The sequence below is a fragment of the Anaerococcus ihuae genome (genome assembly GCF_928368155.1).
Classification (GTDB): domain Bacteria; phylum Bacillota; class Clostridia; order Tissierellales; family Peptoniphilaceae; genus Anaerococcus; species Anaerococcus ihuae.
In genome coordinates, this window is record NZ_CAKMRU010000002.1 from 62,751 (window position 1) to 80,890 (window position 18,140).

The 18,140-nt window shown below is 29.0% G+C and carries 17 protein-coding genes; 2 read left to right on the forward strand and 15 right to left on the reverse strand.

What is annotated here, in order from left to right:
• Positions 1 to 134: 134 nt before the first annotated feature.
• The 9 genes from L6653_RS05620 to L6653_RS05660 form a co-directional block, all read right to left on the reverse strand.
• Positions 135 to 1,049: an IS3 family transposase gene (locus L6653_RS05620; RefSeq protein ID WP_369806173.1), complete on the reverse strand. Its 915-nt coding sequence runs from the start codon at positions 1,047 to 1,049 to the stop codon at positions 135 to 137.
• On the reverse strand, positions 1,036 to 1,542 hold the full coding sequence (locus L6653_RS05625; RefSeq protein WP_236785895.1) for a helix-turn-helix domain-containing protein: 507 nt from the start codon (positions 1,540 to 1,542) through the stop codon (positions 1,036 to 1,038). Before L6653_RS05625 ends, L6653_RS05620 begins: the two co-directional genes overlap by 14 nt.
• Before the next feature lie 97 nt (positions 1,543 to 1,639).
• On the reverse strand, positions 1,640 to 3,001 hold the full coding sequence (locus L6653_RS05630; protein WP_236785896.1) for an MATE family efflux transporter: 1,362 nt from the start codon (positions 2,999 to 3,001) through the stop codon (positions 1,640 to 1,642).
• Between the two features lie 175 nt (positions 3,002 to 3,176).
• Entirely contained in the window at positions 3,177 to 4,289 is a 1,113-nt protein-coding gene (locus L6653_RS05635; protein ID WP_236785897.1) for an ABC transporter ATP-binding protein, read from the reverse strand.
• 51 nt (positions 4,290 to 4,340) lie between these two features.
• Complete coding sequence (malQ, locus tag L6653_RS05640; RefSeq protein WP_236785898.1) at positions 4,341 to 5,801, reverse strand: 4-alpha-glucanotransferase; 1,461 nt, start codon at positions 5,799 to 5,801, stop codon at positions 4,341 to 4,343.
• 2 nt (positions 5,802 to 5,803) lie between these two features.
• Positions 5,804 to 6,841 carry a LacI family DNA-binding transcriptional regulator gene (locus L6653_RS05645; RefSeq protein ID WP_236785899.1) on the reverse strand — a complete coding sequence of 346 codons (1,038 nt, stop codon included), beginning with the start codon at positions 6,839 to 6,841 and terminating at the stop codon, positions 5,804 to 5,806.
• A gap of 4 nt (positions 6,842 to 6,845) precedes the next feature.
• Positions 6,846 to 7,682: a carbohydrate ABC transporter permease gene (locus L6653_RS05650; protein ID WP_236785900.1), complete on the reverse strand. Its 837-nt coding sequence runs from the start codon at positions 7,680 to 7,682 to the stop codon at positions 6,846 to 6,848.
• Positions 7,683 to 8,528 carry a carbohydrate ABC transporter permease gene (locus L6653_RS05655; protein WP_236785901.1) on the reverse strand — a complete coding sequence of 282 codons (846 nt, stop codon included), beginning with the start codon at positions 8,526 to 8,528 and terminating at the stop codon, positions 7,683 to 7,685.
• Positions 8,529 to 8,655: 127 nt separating this feature from the next.
• Positions 8,656 to 10,020, reverse strand: coding sequence for an ABC transporter substrate-binding protein (locus tag L6653_RS05660; RefSeq protein WP_236785902.1), 1,365 nt, complete (start codon positions 10,018 to 10,020; stop codon positions 8,656 to 8,658).
• A gap of 504 nt (positions 10,021 to 10,524) precedes the next feature.
• Between L6653_RS05660 and L6653_RS05665 the strand changes: the two genes are divergently transcribed.
• Entirely contained in the window at positions 10,525 to 12,000 is a 1,476-nt protein-coding gene (locus L6653_RS05665; protein ID WP_369806169.1) for an IS1182 family transposase, read from the forward strand.
• An 8-nt stretch (positions 12,001 to 12,008) separates the two neighbouring features.
• Here L6653_RS05665 and L6653_RS05670 read toward each other — a convergent pair whose 3' ends face one another.
• From L6653_RS05670 to L6653_RS05690, 5 genes are all read right to left on the reverse strand, one after another.
• On the reverse strand, positions 12,009 to 12,266 hold the full coding sequence (locus L6653_RS05670) for an ion transporter (protein WP_236785903.1): 258 nt from the start codon (positions 12,264 to 12,266) through the stop codon (positions 12,009 to 12,011).
• The gene (locus L6653_RS05675; RefSeq protein ID WP_236785904.1) at positions 12,256 to 12,921 is read right to left on the reverse strand and encodes a nitroreductase family protein; all 666 of its coding nucleotides are present in this window, start codon (positions 12,919 to 12,921) and stop codon (positions 12,256 to 12,258) included. The genes L6653_RS05670 and L6653_RS05675 overlap by 11 nt, the downstream gene beginning before the upstream one ends.
• A gap of 133 nt (positions 12,922 to 13,054) precedes the next feature.
• Entirely contained in the window at positions 13,055 to 13,321 is a 267-nt protein-coding gene (locus tag L6653_RS05680) for a hypothetical protein (RefSeq protein ID WP_236785905.1), read from the reverse strand.
• 319 nt (positions 13,322 to 13,640) lie between these two features.
• Positions 13,641 to 14,372: a TIGR03915 family putative DNA repair protein gene (locus L6653_RS05685; protein ID WP_236785906.1), complete on the reverse strand. Its 732-nt coding sequence runs from the start codon at positions 14,370 to 14,372 to the stop codon at positions 13,641 to 13,643.
• A 3-nt stretch (positions 14,373 to 14,375) separates the two neighbouring features.
• Positions 14,376 to 15,611: a putative DNA modification/repair radical SAM protein gene (locus L6653_RS05690; RefSeq protein WP_236785907.1), complete on the reverse strand. Its 1,236-nt coding sequence runs from the start codon at positions 15,609 to 15,611 to the stop codon at positions 14,376 to 14,378.
• A 150-nt stretch (positions 15,612 to 15,761) separates the two neighbouring features.
• Between L6653_RS05690 and L6653_RS05695 the strand changes: the two genes are divergently transcribed.
• Positions 15,762 to 16,037: a histidine kinase gene (locus tag L6653_RS05695; RefSeq protein ID WP_236785908.1), complete on the forward strand. Its 276-nt coding sequence runs from the start codon at positions 15,762 to 15,764 to the stop codon at positions 16,035 to 16,037.
• A gap of 742 nt (positions 16,038 to 16,779) precedes the next feature.
• On the opposite strand, the gene L6653_RS05700 is transcribed toward L6653_RS05695, so the two are convergent.
• Positions 16,780 to 17,916, reverse strand: a complete 1,137-nt coding sequence (locus tag L6653_RS05700; protein WP_236785909.1) for a hypothetical protein — start codon at positions 17,914 to 17,916, stop codon at positions 16,780 to 16,782.
• Between the last annotated feature and the right edge of the window lie 224 nt (positions 17,917 to 18,140).

Genomic DNA, 18,140 nt, shown 5'->3' on the forward strand with positions numbered 1-18,140 from the left:
ATACCAGAGTTAGAACTAAACTAGCTCTGGTATTTCTTTGTCCTTTCTACCCTTATAAAAAATTTGATAATGCTTTTATTTTAAATGTGCTCTGGTATTTCTTTGTCCTTTCTACCCCTAGGGGTAGGAAATTTTTATGCTGCATTTTTATTTCTATATTCTACTGGTGATAGGTATCCTAATTTTTCTTTTATTCTTTCTTCGTTATAATATTTTATGAAATCTTCTATTGTTTGTTTTAAGTGCTCGTATGAATAGAATTTGTGTCCGTAATTTATTTCTTGTTTTAATATTCCAAAGAAGTTTTCCATTGGTGAGTTGTCTAAGCAGTTGCCTTTTCTGGACATGGATTGGATAATGCCGTTTGCTTCTAGCCTTGATGTGTATTGATTTTTTTGATATGCCCATCCTTGGTCTGAGTGGAATATTCTTTTTTCTTTTGTTTTGTTAGTTACTTTTATTGCTTTATCTAAGGCTTTTAGGATTGGTTCTATTGTTGGTTGTTTTGATATTTCATAGCTTAGTATTTCACTGTTGTACATATCTAGGTATGGGTTTAGATAAAGTTTCTTTATTTGATAGTTGCCTTTTTTATCTTTTTCTAAATACTTAAATTCTGTTGTATCTGTTGTTATTTGGATGTATGGTTTTTCTACTTTAAAGTTTCTTTTTATTTTATTGTCTGATATTTTTCCTATCTGTCCTTTGTAGGATGAGTATTTTCTTGATTTTCTTGAATAACTTTTTACTTGTAGTTTTAGCTTTTGAACTAATCTTTGTACTTTCTTTTTATTTATTATTAGCCCTGTTCTTTTTAACATAGCTGTTATTCTTCTGTATCCATAGTTTGGATTTTCTTTTCTTATCTTAAGTATTTTATTTTCTATTTCTAGATCTTTATTTGGTTTATTTAATCTTTTTTGCCAATACATGTATGTTGATTTTGGAAGATTAAAGTATTTTAACAAGTCTTTTAGTTTAAATTTTTCTCTTAATGATCTAATGACCTCAGATATTCGTCTATTTCTTCCTGTGTCATTTGAGAGAATTGAATCTTTTTTTTAGAATTTCTACTTCCATTTGAAGATAGTAGTTCTCTTCTTTTAGTTTTTCTAATTCTCTTAGATCTTCTTTAATTTTAGTTTTATTAACAGATATTTTCTTACCGTCTTTTCTCATTTTTGAAGGTCTTCCTCTCTTTTTTGGTTTTAGTCCTTCAATTCCTCTTTCTCTAAACTCACTTACCCATCTAGCTATTATGCTTGGGTTTGTGATTTTAAGTTCATTAGCGAGACTTTGATAGGACATTTCTCCTGTTAAGTACAAGTTTACTACATTTAGTTTGAAGTCTAAAGAGTAATTATTATTCCTTCTTGATATTTTTATTCCCTCATAGCCTTGATTTTCATAAGCATTAACCCACGTTCTAATAGTAGATTTGTCTTGGATATTGTATTTTTTTGATAATTCTTTGTATCCTATTTGTCCTTCAAGATATTCTTTTACTACTTTCATCTTAAATTCTGTATTGTATTTTGTCATTAAAAAACTGACCTCCTTAGTTGGTTTGTTAGTCCAACTTTTGGGGGTCAGTTCACAGTTCAAATGGTGGTTATTTTTTTATATTTTTAAAAAAATCTTATCTAAAATCAACAAATTTTAAATTCTTTTTAATTTTCTTTCTCAAAAGATAAAGAGAAAGTAGGCCTTTTATTATTGATGTTATAGTCATTGATAACCAAATTCCCAAAACTCCAAAATATGGAATTAATAAAAATGAAATTGGAATTCTTGCTGCATTAAATATTACAGAAATAGCTGATGGTGTTCTTGTATCAGATAAAGCTTGGAAAATTCCTGTAGATCCAATTTCTAAGGACATCATTAATTGGCTTGCAGAAAGAATAGCCAAATATTTTGCCCCCAAATTTATTGTTTCTAAATCTCCTGGAACAAAAGCTTTGAACAAGTGATTTCTAAATCCAAAAAGAATAATAGTCGCCACTATCCCTATAAAACCGACAAGTTTTAAACTTTCTTTTACACCTTTTTTAACCCTATCAACCAAGCCTGCCCCGTAATTTTGTGCAATAAGTGATTGGATAACCACTTGGCAACCTTCGGTTGTTTTCCAAGAAATTGATTCGAGTTGACTTCCTATTGAATAAACTGCAACAGGTTTTGGGCCAAATCCTGCCATAAGTTTATTTAAAATAATAGTTATAAAAGCATGAATTCCACTGATAAATGAAACCGGAAGTCCAAGTTCAAAAATTCTTTTTTGCCATTTTGTAGACAAGGTAAAATTTTCTAAAGAATCTTTTATTACTCCTTTTTTTCTTTTCATGACAAATAAAAATATTAAAAATACAGTAGCTTGACCTGTAACAGTTGCAAAAGCAGCCCCTCTTATTCCCATAGGAGGTATTGGTCCAAAGCCAAAAATAAAAAGAGGATCCAAAATTATATTAAGAACAAGTCCAATTGTATTTATTTTAAAAGGAGTTACACTTTCTCCAATCGAATAAAAAGATTGGGAAAATATTGGATTTAAAAATACAAAAATATAACCCAAGGCTGTAATTGAAAGATATGCATTTGCAAAATCAGAAACTTCCTTTCCAAGCTTATAAAAATCAATAATATAAGTTTTAAAAGTTAGGATTAAAATTATGTAAATTATTGCCGTAATGCTTCCTTGTATATATCCATTTTGTAAAATCAAAGAAGTAAGTTTTTTATCTTTTCTACCATAAGCTTGAGCCGCATAAACTCCTCCCCCAATTTTTGCAATCAAGGACAAGGCTTCAGCAATCCAAGCCAAAAAATATGAAACTCCAACAGCAGCTACAGCATTGGAACCAATCCTACCAATCCAAATCATATCAACCAAAGTATAGGCAATTTGAACAAAAGCAGTAAGAGTAAGAGGAATCGATAATATTATCAAAGATTTTCTAATATCTTCTTTAGTCAAATCAATATTTTTTCTCTTCTCCATAAACCCTCCTTTATCATCTAATTTAAATTATTTTACCAAATTTTTTAGAAAATTTCTAAAAATTTAAAACTAATATAATCTCCTAAATTTTACGAAATATAAATTATTTTGTCAATAATTATCAATAGATTTACTTACACAAATAAAAACGCTCTTTTTAAGAGCGTTTTAAAAATTATTCTATAATTAGTTTTGTTTCTGGATCAAATAAATATGATTTTTCCATATCAAAGGCGAATTTTGTAGTTTCTCCTACTTTTGCTTTGGTTGATGGGCTTACTCTTGCTGTTATTTGGTCTTCTCCGAGATCAAAATATAGGTAAACTTCTGCTCCCATTAGCTCGTATACTCTAATTTTTGCATCAATTATTGCTTCTTTATCTGCTTTTTCTAAGAATTCTTCCTCATCATATATTGATTCTGGTCTGATTCCAAAGATTAGTTTTTTTCCTATATAATTTTTTTCTACAAGAAGATCTGCCTTTTCTTTTGGTAATTTTAATTTTATATGATCATTTTTAACGTAAACTTCTTCGTTTTCTTTTAAAACTTCTACGTCTATTAGATTTATTTGTGGTGATCCTATAAAACTTGCTACAAATAAATTTTTTGGGTGGTCGTAAAGGTTTTGTGGAGTATCAATTTGTTGGACTACTCCGTCTTTCATTACAACGATTCTTGTTCCAAGCGTCATTGCTTCTGTTTGGTCGTGAGTTACATAGATCATTGTTGTTCCCAATTTTTGATGGAGTTTTGAAATTTCTATTCTCATTTGAACCCTAAGTTTTGCGTCAAGGTTACTTAATGGTTCATCCATCAAAAATACTTTTGGATTTCTTACAATAGCTCGTCCCATTGCAACTCTTTGTCTTTGTCCACCTGATAATTGTTTTGGTTTTCTTTTTAATAAATTTTCTATTCCCAAAATTTTTGCAGCTTCTTTTACTTTTTTGTCAATTTCGTCTTTTGGAATTTTTTTGATTTTTAATGAAAATGCCATATTATCGTAAACTGTCATGTGTGGATAGAGGGCATAGTTTTGAAAAACCATGGCTATATCCCTATCTTTTGGTAAAACATCATTTACAACTTTGTCGCCTATTTTTAACTCTCCAGAGCTAATTTCTTCTAGACCTGCAATCATTCTCAAGGTTGTAGATTTTCCGCATCCTGATGGGCCAACGAAAATTATAAATTCTTTATCTTCAATTTCCATATTAAAATCTTTGACCGCATGAAAGCCGTTGTCATAAATTTTATTTATATTTTTCAAACTTAAATTTGCCATTTTTTCTCCTTTAATATTAGAATTTAGAGGTTAAATTTTAATATTTCGAATTTATTTCCTATTTTTTTCTATAATTTTTTTCAAAAATTCTTCTTTTTCTTTTAAATTTTCCATTGAAGTGAATTTGAAAGACCAGTTTTTTTCATCTAAAGTTGCTGGAGTGTTGATTCTTGCTTCATCTCCCAAGCCCAAAATATCTTGGAGTGGGATTATTACATATTCACTATCTCTTCCCATGGCAAATTCAAAAAAATCTTCTGCTGTATTTTTGTTTTTTATACCAAGTTTTTCAAATAATTTTCTTATATCTTCTCTTTTTTCTTCACTCAATCCCTCATACCAATCCATTAGGGTCTTGTTATCGTGAGTTCCTGTGTAGGCTACTGAATTTTTTGGAGCGTAAATGTATTCTTTTTCTTTTGGCTTTAAAAATTCTTGGATTATAACCATGCCTTTTAGGTCAAAATAATCTCTAAGTTCATAAACTTCTGGTCTTATTTCTCCCAAATCTTCTGCTATAAATTCTACATCTTTTAATTCCTTTTTTACTTTTTCAAATAATTCATAGCCTGGTGCAAGAAGCCACTCTCCTTTGATTGCAGTTTCTTCTTTTGCATCAATAACCCAATAGGTATCAAAAGCTCTAAAATGATCAAGTCTTACTATATCGTAAAGCTTTCCGTTATAGGCAAGTCTGTTTATCCAAAAGGAAAAGTCATCTTCTTTTATTTTTTCCCAATTATAAATTGGATTTCCCCATCTTTGTCCTGTTGCTGAAAAATTATCTGGTGGGACTCCTGCTATTGATTTTGGATTTCCATCTTTTGTTATTTGGAAATATTTTTGGTTTTCCCAAACATCTAGGCTATCAAGTCCAACATAAAACGGAATATCTCCTACAATTTTTATTTGCTTTTTGTTTGCATAAGCTTTTAAATCCATCCATTGTTTATAAAAAACATATTGGATAAAAATTTCATAATTGATTTTATCTTGGTAAGGGGTCAAATCGAATTTTTTATCAACAATCCAATTTTTCATTTCATCTGGCCACTCATTCCAAGATTTTAAGCCATTTTCTTTTTTTAGGGTGATAAAAACTCCATAATTGTAGACAAAATCAAATTTTAAAAATTCTTTGTAAGATTCATCTTCATAACCCCTATTTTTTTTGAAATTTTCGTAGGCAATTTTTAAATATTTTCCCTTAAATTCTCTTACAAAATTATAATCAATTCTTGATTTTTGCTCTATTTTTTCTGGTTTTTTTTCAAGAAGTCCATCTTCATGCAGAAGTTCTAAACTTATATAAATTTCATCTCCAGCAAATGAAGAGTATGGTTGGTAGGGAGAATTTCCGTATCCAAGTGGATTTAATGGTAAAATTTGCCACATATCAAATCCTGATTTTTTTATTATATCTATAAAATCATAGGATACTCTTCCAAAATCTCCAATTCCATAATCTCCATTTAGACTTTGAAGGGGTAGTAGAATACCTGCTTTTTTCATTTTTACTCCTTACTAACAATTTGTGCTGTTGTTTTACCAACAAACAAATCAGCATCAAATTCTGTTATCTTTTCATATGGTTTTTTCTTTATTATTTTAAATAAATCTTTTACAGACTTATAGGCAATTTCTGATGCAGGTTGGATAATTGTAGTGATTGGTTTTAATAAATATTTGTTCATTTCTATTCCATCAAAACCTGCAATCGAATAATCTTCTGGAATTTTTTTTCCAAAATCATCTATGGCCTTAATTGCTCCCATGGCAACTGTATCGGATATGGCAAAAATCGCTGTACAATCCACATTTTCTTTTACAATTTTTTTACCAATCTCGTATCCGTGTTCTAGGGAATATGGATTTACTCCTTTTTTTGGAGGAAAAATTAAATTTCCATCAAATTTTAAACCTTCATCTTCAAGTGCTTTTTTGTAACCCATAAGCCTTAGCTTTCCTATACTTTCATCGTCTGTTCTCGGGGCAATAAAGGCGATTTTTTTGTGGCCAATACCTATCAAATATTTTACTATTTTTTCGCTTTGAACAAAATCATCTATGCCCAAGCAAGCTGACCTGTTAATTTCTAAATCCTTATTTATTATTGTTGTCATTGTAAAAGGAATATCTAGAGCTTTTAAACTTTTCCTATCATTTACAAAATATCCACCCAGAAATATTATTCCCTCTGGTTTTAAATTTTTTACAACCTTGTGGGCAATTTCAACCTCATTTGAATTCTCTTCTACCTTTTGTAGGGCAAAAGTATAGCCTTTTTTTGTAATTTCTTCTTCAAGAACTTTTAACATTGGAGTGAAAAATGGATTTGTAATTCCTTTAATGAGGACAGCTATGGTTTTTGTTTTTGTTATTTTTAAATTTCTTGCGTTTTGGTTTGGGACATAGCCCAAATCGTCAATAGTTTTTAAAATTTTCTCCTTGGTTTCCGAGCTTATTTCATCGCCATTATTTATAGCTCTTGAAACAGTGCTCACACTCACACCACAAATAGATGCTATTTCTTTTATGGTTACTCTTTTCACTTTTTTATCCTTTGATTGCTCCTGCTGCAACTCCTTTTACTATATGTTTTTGCATGGTCAAATAAAATACAATAACTGGTAACATACTAAGAACAAGCATAGCCATCATAGCTCCCAAATCTTTGTTTCCATTGCTTCCTACAAGCATTTGGATTACAACTGGAATGGTTTTGTAAGGTGTACTTACTCCAATTACAAGATATGGAAGAAGATAGTCATTCCAAATCCACATTGTATTTAAAATAGCAACTGTAATTGCTGTTGGTTTTAATATAGGAAGAATTATATAGAAGAAATGTTTTATTGGAGAACACCCATCTATCATTGATGCTTCTTCGATTTCTATTGGGATTGATTTTATAAAGCCTGAAAACATAAATACTGAAAGTCCACTACCAAATCCTAAATATAAAACAACCATACCGATTGGATTGTTTAAATGTAGGAAGTCTGCAACTTTTATAGTTGGAAACATAACCATTTGGAAAGGAACTATCATTGAAAAAACAAACAAATAATAAATTACTTGTGTAAATTTATTTTTAACTCTTGTTAAATAATATGCAGTCATTGCTGATAAAAGCACAACTACAAAAACTGAGATTATTGTTATAAAAAATGACCAACCAGCTGCTTGGAAAAATCCTGTTCTCGCAAGTCCTGAAACATAATTTTCAAGCCCTGCAAAAGATTCTCCTTTTGGAAGGCTAAATGGTGAATCGCTTATAAAAAATCTTCCCTTGAAAGAATTAATAAGAATAAAACCTATAGGAAATAGGAAAACTCCTAATAGAACCAACATTATTACGAATAAAATTGAATTTATAGTTTTCTCTTTCATTTAATGTTCCACCTCTTTTTCTCTTGTAACTCTGATTTGAAGATAGGCAATAGCTGCTACTATAATAAAGAAAATAACCGCTTTTGCTTGTCCAACTCCTTCAAATCCGTTTCTTGAAAACATAGTGTCAACTATATTCATAGCAAGCATTTCTGTTTTATACATTGGAGCTCCTGCTGTCAAGGCAAGGTTTTGATCGTATAATTTAAAACTGTTTGTCAAAGTTAAAAATGTACAAATAGTAATTGATGGCATAACCATTGGAATAGTAATTGATTTTAAAGTTTGCCACTTGCTTGCTCCATCAATTTCTGCAGCTTCAATCAAGGCTTGTGGGACATTTTGAAGTCCTGCTATATAAATTACCATCATATAACCAATTAATTGCCAATTCATAAGGATAACCAAGCCCCAAAAACCATATTTTTGATTTGCCAAAAGTGTTTGTCCAAAATTTAATAAAAAAGAATCAATCATAACTTGCCAAGTATAACCAAGAACGATTCCACCGATTAAGTTTGGCATAAAAAATACAGTCCTAAATAAATTTTTCCCTTTAATTTTTCTTGTAAGGACAACAGCTAGGGCAAAGGCAATAATATTTATAGAAATTACACAAACAATTGTAAATAAAACTGTAAAAATAAAAGCTCTACCAAATCTTTGTCCACTTGAAAAGGCTGTTACATAATTTTGAAAACCTACAAATTCAGAATTAAAAATTGTGGTAAATTTTGTAAAAGAAAGTCCAATTCCCAAAATAAAAGGAATGATAAAAACTATACAAAATACTAAAAAAGTAGGTAAAACAAAAAATGGGAAATATTTTTTCAATATTTTTTCCATAAAAACCTCCTTTATGGATTTTTTAAAAAAAGTCTGAATGTAGAAGTGATTTTTAAATCAAACTAGCCTACATTCAGACTATTATTTTATCTAAAATAGATTATATAATCTTTGTGGCTGCAAATGTTTATTTTTCTACAGCAGCTTTTTCATCTTTCCAAGTATTAACAAAAGCATCTTTTACTTCGTCCCATTTCATTTCTCCAGAAGCATATTGTCCTAGAGCTTGACCAAAGAAATCTTTGAAAGCTTGACTTGGGAATGATGTAAAATTCCAGTCAATATTGTATAAGTCTTCGTCAGACATATATTTTACAACTTCTTTTGCAAGCGGATCTGATGGTTGGTCTTTTTCTTCAAATGTATCAAATGGTGAAATAAATCCAAGATCTTTTGTTACAAATTCTTTTCCTTTTTCAGATGTAAATAACCAAGTTAAGAATTCTTCTGTTGCTTTTTGGTCTTCTTCGCTAGCTTTTGAGTTTATAGAGAAGAAGTTTTCAGTTCCAATACAAATTCCTTGTTTTTCTTCGCCCTTAACACCTGTGTAAATTGGTAAGAATTTAATATTTTCTTCTTTTACCTTGTTTCCATTAACTTCAGAAATTTGGCTCCATGCCCAGTTACCATTTTGAACAAATGCAGCTTTTTCAAGAGCAAATTCAGCCATAGAATCTGTTACAGCTTTTCCTGTTAAAGCATTTGCTTCAACTGTAGAATTTTTAATATAAAGATCAAAAATATTTTTGAAGTTTTCAGCATATTTGAACTTAACTTCATCCATATCCTTTACCTTATTATCTTTGTATTCATAATAAATTGGTAAGTTTGCAAGGTGAGTTTGCCATCTCCAGTCTTCACCTGGTTTTAAAGATGTACAAGCAAAAGCACCATCAATTCCAAGATCTTTCTTTTTAGCTTGCATATCTTCAGCAACTTCTTTTAATTTTTCAAAATTATTAATTTCATCAACGCTTTTAATTTTTGCACCGTCAAGGCCAATATATTTTTGTAAGATTGCATCGTTGTAGATAATTCCATATCCTTCAACTACATAAGGAATACCAAAAACTCCATCCCCATCTTTAACAGCAAGTTCTTTGTCGATAAGGTGTTTATAAAGTTCAGAATCTTTCAAATCCTTTGTATAATCTTTCCAATTTTGATAGCCAATAGGACCATTTATTTGGAAAAGAGTTGGAGCATCTTTTTTAGTAATTTCTGCTTTCAAAGTAGATTCATAAGTACCACTTGCAGCAGTTACAACTTTTACAGGAACACCAGTTTCATCTGTATAAGTTTTTGCAATTTTGTTCCAAACTTCCTCAACTTCAGGTTTAAAGTTTAAATAATAAACAGATCCCTTTGCACTTTCGCCGCTTGCTGCATTTGAATTGTTGTTGTCAGCATCATTTTTTTGTCCACAAGATGTAAGAGTAAGAGTAGATGCAAGAACCAAAGCAGCTCCTAATAACGTTTTCTTTAATTTCATAAAAATTTCCCTCCATTTTTATTTTTTCCTAACCAAAAATAATTTCAAAAGAAACCCCTAAATTTTTTTATATTTCTCTTATATTTTTTGATTTTAAATTTTCTTCTTTATTTTATCAAAAAATAAGGCAAACTATTTTCGGTATCGTTTCCGTAAATTCAATATATCATATAAAAATATAAAAATCAAGCCTTTTTAAAATTATTTTTTAAATTTTTCCAAAAATAATCCTATTTCAAAAGAACTCTCAAAGCTCTTATATTTTAATACAAAAATTCCAAATAAAATATATTTATTTTAAATTATTAAATAAGATTTGATAAGGTTTTCCTAAATATTTACCTCTTAAATTAAAATTTAATCTCAAATATAAATTTCTTATAATAAGAAATCAGACTGTAGACAAAGTAGATGAAAAACACAAATTCATCTACTTTTTTCTATGCGATAAACGCTTAAATTAAGCCATCTATGGGTATAAATATACTAAAGATGGAGGAAAATATGTTACACAAAAACGATAAAAATAATACTGAGCAAGTTCAAATGGTATCAATAGAACAACTAGTCCCAAAAGATCACATATTAAGAAAAATAGATAAATACATAGACTTTAACTTCATATACGACCTAGTAGAAGATAAATACTCACAAACAACAGGCAGACCAAGTATAGACCCAGTAGTATTAATAAAACTAGTAATCCTACAATACTTCTTCAACATAAACAGCATGAGGCAAACAATAAGAGAAGTAGAAGTAAACCTAGCTTATCGTTGGTTCTTAGGACTCGACTTCTACGATAAAGTCCCACACTTTTCAACCTTTGGAAAAAACTATGAAAGAAGATTTAAAAATACAGACATATTCAATCAAATATTCGAAAATATCCTAGAGCAAGCAATGAATTATGGATTCGTAGACACAAAAATACAATTTGTAGACTCAACCCATGTAAAAGCTCATGCCAACAGACATAAAAGTCAAAAAGTAAAAATAAAGAAAAAAGTAAAAATAAAGAAAAAAGTAAAATCATATCAAAGAAAACTAGAAAAAGAAGTAAATGAAGACAGAAACAACAATGGCAAAGATGACTTTGATTACCCAGACGGTGAAATATTAGAAGAAAAAGAAATCACCCAGTCAACAACAGATCCAGAAAGTGGACTATTCCATAAAGGAAACCATAAAGAAGTATTTGCCTACTCAATCCAAACATCATGTGATAAAAATGGCTGGATATTAGGATACAAAACCTACCCAGGAAACCTACACGACTCCACAACCTTTCCATCATTCTTCAAAGAAAAACTAGAAAAATATAAACCAGAAAAAATAGTAATGGATGCAGGGTATAAAATACCAGCAATAGCAAAACAATTAATAGAAAAAGAGATAATGCCAGTCCTACCATATACAAGACCAAAAGGAAAAATTGATAAAGAATCATTCTATCCAAAACAATACAAATATGATGAAACAAACGACTGCTACATATGCCCAGAAAACAAAATCCTCCTCTACTCAACAACCAACCGAGAAGGCTACAGAGTATATCAGAGCAAGAAAAGCCTATGTGAAAACTGTCCAAGTCTAAGTAGATGCACAAAAAGCAAAAGCAAAGTAAAAGTAATAATCAGACATATCTGGCAAGGATACATAGATTATTGCGAATGGTATAGATTAACCAAAGAGGGAAAATCTGAATACAAAAAAAGAAAAGAAACAATAGAAAGACAATTCGGAAGTGCAAAAGAATACCATAGCTTCAGATATACCAACATGATAGGAAAAGCAAAAATGAGTATGAAAGCAGCACTAACTTTTGTGTGCCTAAATATGAAAAAACTAGCAAAATTACTAGATAAATTAGACAAAAATGGAGGTGATTTCCCTACATTTACAAAAATCTTTACTCTAATTTCTTATAATAAGAAATATTTTTCTGGACAAATATCTTTGAACTTAAGGATTTTCTGATTGCTTTTTTAATATAATAAATCGTGAAAACTTGCAATCATAATAATAGAAAAACCAAGTATCATTAAAATTCTAAGAAAATACTCACTTTTACTTTGTTTTTCTTTTTTTATAAAGGTTCTATAAATCATGCCAAACAAAATCATGGTTGAAAATATTGCATCTGGGCCGCTAGTGTCTAGATTTTTAATCCAGGATATTATCATTACAAGAATATAAGCAAGGCTTGCTCCAATAATTTGAAAATTTACTGTCCTATCTTTCATTTTTCTCTCCCCAATATTTTTCCGCCAAATCCAAATGATATTTTATTATTCCAAAATCAACCTTTGAATAAGGTCCCATTTTTCTAGTCAAATTATAAGACCCATCCTCTTTAAATTCAATATAGAATTTTTGTTGATTTAAAGCTGTTGGAGCAAGTTTACAAAATTCTAAAATAATCCTATTTTTTTCATTATCAAATTCATTTATATTTGATAAGATATGATCATCTTTAGATTTATGAATATTTCCATTTTCATTTCCATAAGCAAAGGCAATAAGGCAAATTTCTTTTTCACTCTTCTTAATTTTTGCCATAGATTTTCCATGAGTAAGACCAACCCAACAAGTATTTAGGCCCAAATCTTCCAAAAACAAAAGCAAATCTTGTCCAAAATATCCAATCTTTTCATCCAAATCAGAAGATTTTTCTCCAACTAGGCTTATATAATTATTTGCATTTTTAAAAGATCCGTAAGTGAAAATTTTTGATTTAAAACACTTAGGCTCATCAAAAAATACTTGAAAATTGAGCCCTCCTTTTTCATTAAGGCTTTTTACTTTTTCCTTAATTTTATTCTTTTTATCCTCTTCAATTTCTAAATCTTTAAATTTTCTAACAGAATGCCTATTTCTAGCTAAATCTAAATAATTCATATCTCCTCCTTATAAATTTTTACCCTAATATAATAGAGCCATTTAAAAAATATTCTAAAACAAAAAAATCCATCTTAATTCGATTAAAATCTTATGATTTATCAAATCAAGATGGAAAATTAATTTTAAAATATTATAAGAAATTGTATCCCATTGCCATAGTTATTGGAAAGGCTAAAATTAATAAGATATTTAAAAATGACAAGATTATATTTTTATTTTTTATAGAAAAAATCATTCCTATTATTCCCAAAATTGGACAAATGAAAATAGTTGCAAGTCCAATAGGTCTTAATCCATTTCCAAGCATAAATTCCAAACTATGGACTGGTAAAAATAAAGATATAAGCCAAACCGCAAGGCCCAAAATAAATACAGGTATTTCTATTTGTTTTTTCATATCATCCTCCTAGTATTAAAATTTTACCCGAATAAAATCCAATAAAACCACTTTATAAATCTTTGAATTTTTTTGAAAATAAAAAAAGGAGCTTTAACTCCTCAGACTGTCGACAAAGTATACAAATCCTCATGCTAAGAATATCATACGAAAAAAATTGATTTGATTTCAAATTTAAAAATTCGACAAAAATCGCATTGTTTGAGCGTTAGCGAGTTTGCGATTTTAGAATTTTAAAATTTAGAAATCAACAATTTTTGAAGTCAGATATTCGTGCTTGAGGGTTTGTCTACGCTCTGAGGAGCTTTAACTCCCCTTATTACCCTATCCTATTTTTTTCTGGCAAATATTTCCAATATTTTTTTGGCATATTTGAAATCATAAGTTTTTTGTTTTTTCGCTCTTTTATGGAAATTGAATCGTAAAATCCTATCCATAAATCTTTGAAAAATTTCTCTTCATCGCTTTCTTCTATAGAAAGATTTAAAATTTCTACAACTTCAACATTTCCAAAAATCGAAATAAAGGCTTTTTTTCGATTTTTATCGTAAATAATAAATTTTTCCTTGGGCATTCTTTCCAGAAAGTGCCTTGAAAGATCTTCCAAAATATAGTTATGAGATTCGTATTGAGCAAATAAAAATCCTTCTTGAATTTCCTTAAATCTCAAAAGCCCTTTTAAAGCATGGGCTTCACTTGTATAATTTTTTATCATTTTATTAAAGGCTATGGCGTATTTGTTGGTTGAATTTATAAATTTTTCACCCTTTAAAAAAACAAGCTTAATTAGCCTTGCAATTATAGTCTCCTTATTTTTATAATCAGATTTAAAGGCTGTTTTTATTTGATAAAAAAATTCTACAGAAAAATTTTTCTTTATAGAATCTTCCACCCTTTTCGCCTTTTCAAAATCCGTTTTGATTAATTTTTGGTCAAGAAAAGAAATTTGCTCTTTTTCATTTTCAATTTTTATCTTAAAAATGTCCTTATAAAAAATAAAAATAGCCGTCAAAAATCCCTCAAATGACCCATCATATATAATAATTTTCATATTTTACCCAAAAAATGACAACTGCTCAAAAGATTTTGGGTCAGAAAGGCTCATCCTATCCTTCAAATCTTTTTGATCCTTAAATCTTATACCTTGATATTTACCGTTGACTGTAATAAAATTTCTAGCTTTTTTTACAGAAATGTTTAAATCTTTCAAATGGTAATATTCAAGATTTCTGTATTTTCTTGCATTTACAATTTTTCTTGCAGAAAGTCTACCAATTCCTGGAATTTTCATCAAATCATAAAACCTTGCCTTATTTATTTCCATAGGAAATTTTTCTATATTATTTATCGCCCAATCTGTTTTAGGATCAATCCTTAGGTCAAAATTTTTATTTTTTTCATTTAATAAATCCAAAGATTTAAAGCCATAAAATCTCAAAAGCCAGTCTGCTTGGTAAAGTCTATGCTCTCTTAAAGGCGGAGCTTTTTTAATGTCATTAGTAAATTCACTTTTTACAACAGGAACAAAAGCTGAATAAAAAACCCTTTTTAATGAATAATCCTCGTACAAATTTTCTGCCCTAGTAACTATATCAAAATCAGATTCATCACCTGCACCAATTATCATTTGAGTGGTTTGACCTGCTGGAAGAAATTTGGGCGTGTGCCTGTATAATTTTATTTCATTTTTTCTTTGGACAATTTTTTCCTTGGCATAAGTCATAGAAGATTCAATTTTTTTTATAGATTTTTGAGGAGCTAGGATTTTTAGAGATTTTTCCGTAGGAAGTTCTACATTTATACTCATCCTATCAACCAAAAGCCCCATTTTTTTAACTAAATCAGAATCAGCTCCAGGGATTGATTTCACGTGAATGTAACCATTATAATGATATTCATTTCTCAAAATATCTGCAGTTTTTATCAAAAGCTCCATGGTATAATTTGGATTTTTTATTACACCAGATGATAAAAATAAACCCTCAATATAATTTCTCCTATAAAAATTTATAGTTAAATCAGCAACTTCCCTTGGACTAAACTCAGCTCTTTTCGTGACATTTGATGACCTATTTACACAATACTCACAATCATACACACACTTATTTGTAAATAAAATTTTTAAAAGAGAAATACACCTTCCATCCTCGCTCCAAGAATGACAAATCCCAGAAATATGACTATTACCCAATCCTTTCGAAGAATTTTTCCTATTAGATCCAGAAGATGAACAAGATACATCATACTTTGCAGCATCCGTCAAAATCTTCAACTTTTCTAAAATATCCATAGCTTCGCCCCTCTTTTTTAGACTTTTACTGTCCTATAATTATATAAGAGTTTTTTAAAATTTTCAAGAAAATATCTTCTAATAAGCTATTTGACACAAAAATTTTTTTAACCTATCATAAAGATAAAGCAAAAAAGAAAGGAATATATTATGAAAACAAACCTATTTATAACAATAATTTTACTTGCAAGCTTGGTTGTAAACGTCCTACTTTTAACAAAATATAAATTTGGCGACAAAAGAGATGTTGAAATTTTTAATTACACATCAATCCACACACTTTTCGCTTTTACAATATATCTTGTACTAGAAATAATTTTTTCATTGATAAGTAAAAGATCAAGTCCAGATTCCTTTACAAATCTTTTTATAATTTCCTTTTTGTTTTTGGTAAACCAATTAATGTATAGGAAAAAAATCAAATAATTTAAAATGAAATAAAAAATTAAAAATAAACACAAAAAAATCGACTTTAAACTTTCTTTACAATCTAAAGTCGATTTATTTTATATGTCCACTAGCACAGGATTCTGATTTTGGTTCAATCACTCTTATGTCCTTTCTCTTTTCATATTTAAATTTTATATATTAAATATCTTAGCATATTGACAATTTTTGTATATTTTTTTATATTATGGGAAAACTTCCTCCTAACAAAACTTTTATCTATTCAATTGTTAGCTTGCTTTTTATTTAGTCTATAAACAAATCTTTTAGAAAAATGTCAGATGGCCCTACTTTAACAATTAATTTCCACCACTTTTTCCACGAAAACCTATATTATTTTCTTTTTTTAAATAAATCTCCACAATTGTAAAGTTTTATAATATAAGATTTCAGATTTTAAATTCATTTAAATTCTTATAGCTAAATACCTTTATAGTTTTAAAATCTCTTCTATATTACTATAAATTCTAAGCTTTTTTACATCCATGCTAGTGGACTATCAGAAGATTTTATCTTCTGTTATTATAATAATACCCAGTGAAATCGATTCTAAACATTATTTTTAAAAATTTTTTAAAATTTTTAAAGTTTTTTCTCTATTTATATTCTTTTTATAAAATATATTCCTATAATTTAATTAGCAAGATTTATTTTATTTTTTTGTTCTACTTACAAAAAAAACTAGGATGAAATCACCCTAGTTTTTTAATTTAAAATTTAATTATTTTCTTTTTGATTTGAAAAGAGCTGCTGAAGCTGCTGCTAATGTTGCTACTACTCCTGTAAGTCCAGCAACACCTGTATTTACGTTGCTAGCTTTATTAGCTTTTCTTTCTGTTTTATTTTCTGCAGCTACTTTTTTGTCTGCTTTTTTATCAGCTTTTTTATCAGCTTTTTTGTCAGCTGGTTTTTGAGCTTCTTCACCAATGATTTCGCCTGTTTCAGGGTTAACTTTAACTAATTTGTCAGGATTTCCTACAACTTTTTTAGCTACAGTTCCTTCTACTGGTTCCATTGTTGTGTGAACATAGTATTTGCCATCTCTAGCTTCTGGGTTTGAGCCTGGGAATGCTTTGATAGCTTCTTCGTATGATTTGAATTCATATGTTGCTTTTGGAGCTTCTTGTGTATAGATTACATATTTTCCATTTTCATACATTGGTTTAATATCTTGGAAAGCTTCAAATGCTTCTGCTTGTGTATTAAATGTATATTTTAATAATGGAGCTTGAGCTGTGTATACGTAATATTTTCCGTTTTTAGCTTCAACTTTTAAGTTAGGGAATTTTTCTGCTGCTTTTTCAGCTGAATCAAATTGGTATCCTACTAATGGAGCTTTGTCAGAATAAACTATATATTTTCCATTTTCATACATTGGTTTTGAATCTGGGTATGCAGCTATAGCTTCTTGAACAGTTTTGAATGAATGTTTTACATTTTCATATGATGTTGTTGGAGCTTCTTTTTTAACATTTGTTGATCCAAATGGATCTTCTGCTTTGTTTAATTTAACATCATCATCTCTTTTTTGGAATGGTGCTTCTGCATCATTAAATCCATTTGTTTTTTCTTTTCCTGCAAATGGAGCTTCTGCACTTGTGTAATCTGGTTTTTTGATTTGACCATCTTTTCCAAATGGTGCTTCAGCATCTGTTAAAGGATCTTTGTTTGTTTTTGCTTCAACCTCAGGTGCTACTTCTTTATCTTTTGGCATTTTTTCAGTTACTGCTGGTTGTTGTCCTTTTCCATCTCCATTATCGATACCAAAATCAACAACTTTAGGACCGTCAGCGTTTGCTTGTGCACCAAATACTAATCCTGCTGCTAGTGCTAATGCTAGTACGTTTTTCTTTTTCATATTTTTCTCCTTATTTTAATAATTTTATCATATCTTCATTATATATATATATATAATGTCAAATAAATATTTTCATTTAATTCAAAATTTTGTATTACTTTATCTAATAAAATATTTTTAATTAATTAAGCTTTTTAAAAAATAAATTTATTTGTAAATATTTCTTACAATAGAGAAAAGATTTTGCTCATTTATGATAAAGAAATAAAGAATAAGAACTATTT

Excerpts from the sequence above, each read along its gene's own strand:
- L6653_RS05655 (WP_236785901.1), bottom strand. The coding sequence starts at position 8,528 with ATGGAAAAAATATTGAAAAAATATTTCCCATTTTTTGTTTTACCTACT.
- malQ (WP_236785898.1), bottom strand. The coding sequence starts at position 5,801 with ATGAAAAAAGCAGGTATTCTACTACCCCTTCAAAGTCTAAATGGAGAT.
- L6653_RS05670 (WP_236785903.1), bottom strand. The coding sequence starts at position 12,266 with ATGAAAGATAGGACAGTAAATTTTCAAATTATTGGAGCAAGCCTTGCT.
- L6653_RS05635 (WP_236785897.1), bottom strand. The coding sequence starts at position 4,289 with ATGGCAAATTTAAGTTTGAAAAATATAAATAAAATTTATGACAACGGC.
- L6653_RS05650 (WP_236785900.1), bottom strand. The coding sequence starts at position 7,682 with ATGAAAGAGAAAACTATAAATTCAATTTTATTCGTAATAATGTTGGTT.
- L6653_RS05665 (WP_369806169.1), top strand. The coding sequence starts at position 10,525 with ATGTTACACAAAAACGATAAAAATAATACTGAGCAAGTTCAAATGGTA.
- L6653_RS05630 (WP_236785896.1), bottom strand. The coding sequence starts at position 3,001 with ATGGAGAAGAGAAAAAATATTGATTTGACTAAAGAAGATATTAGAAAA.
- L6653_RS05685 (WP_236785906.1), bottom strand. The coding sequence starts at position 14,372 with ATGAAAATTATTATATATGATGGGTCATTTGAGGGATTTTTGACGGCT.
- L6653_RS05695 (WP_236785908.1), top strand. The coding sequence starts at position 15,762 with ATGAAAACAAACCTATTTATAACAATAATTTTACTTGCAAGCTTGGTT.
- L6653_RS05700 (WP_236785909.1), bottom strand. The coding sequence starts at position 17,916 with ATGAAAAAGAAAAACGTACTAGCATTAGCACTAGCAGCAGGATTAGTA.
- L6653_RS05675 (WP_236785904.1), bottom strand. The coding sequence starts at position 12,921 with ATGAATTATTTAGATTTAGCTAGAAATAGGCATTCTGTTAGAAAATTT.
- L6653_RS05680 (WP_236785905.1), bottom strand. The coding sequence starts at position 13,321 with ATGAAAAAACAAATAGAAATACCTGTATTTATTTTGGGCCTTGCGGTT.
- L6653_RS05660 (WP_236785902.1), bottom strand. The coding sequence starts at position 10,020 with ATGAAATTAAAGAAAACGTTATTAGGAGCTGCTTTGGTTCTTGCATCT.
- L6653_RS05690 (WP_236785907.1), bottom strand. The coding sequence starts at position 15,611 with ATGGATATTTTAGAAAAGTTGAAGATTTTGACGGATGCTGCAAAGTAT.
- L6653_RS05625 (WP_236785895.1), bottom strand. The coding sequence starts at position 1,542 with ATGACAAAATACAATACAGAATTTAAGATGAAAGTAGTAAAAGAATAT.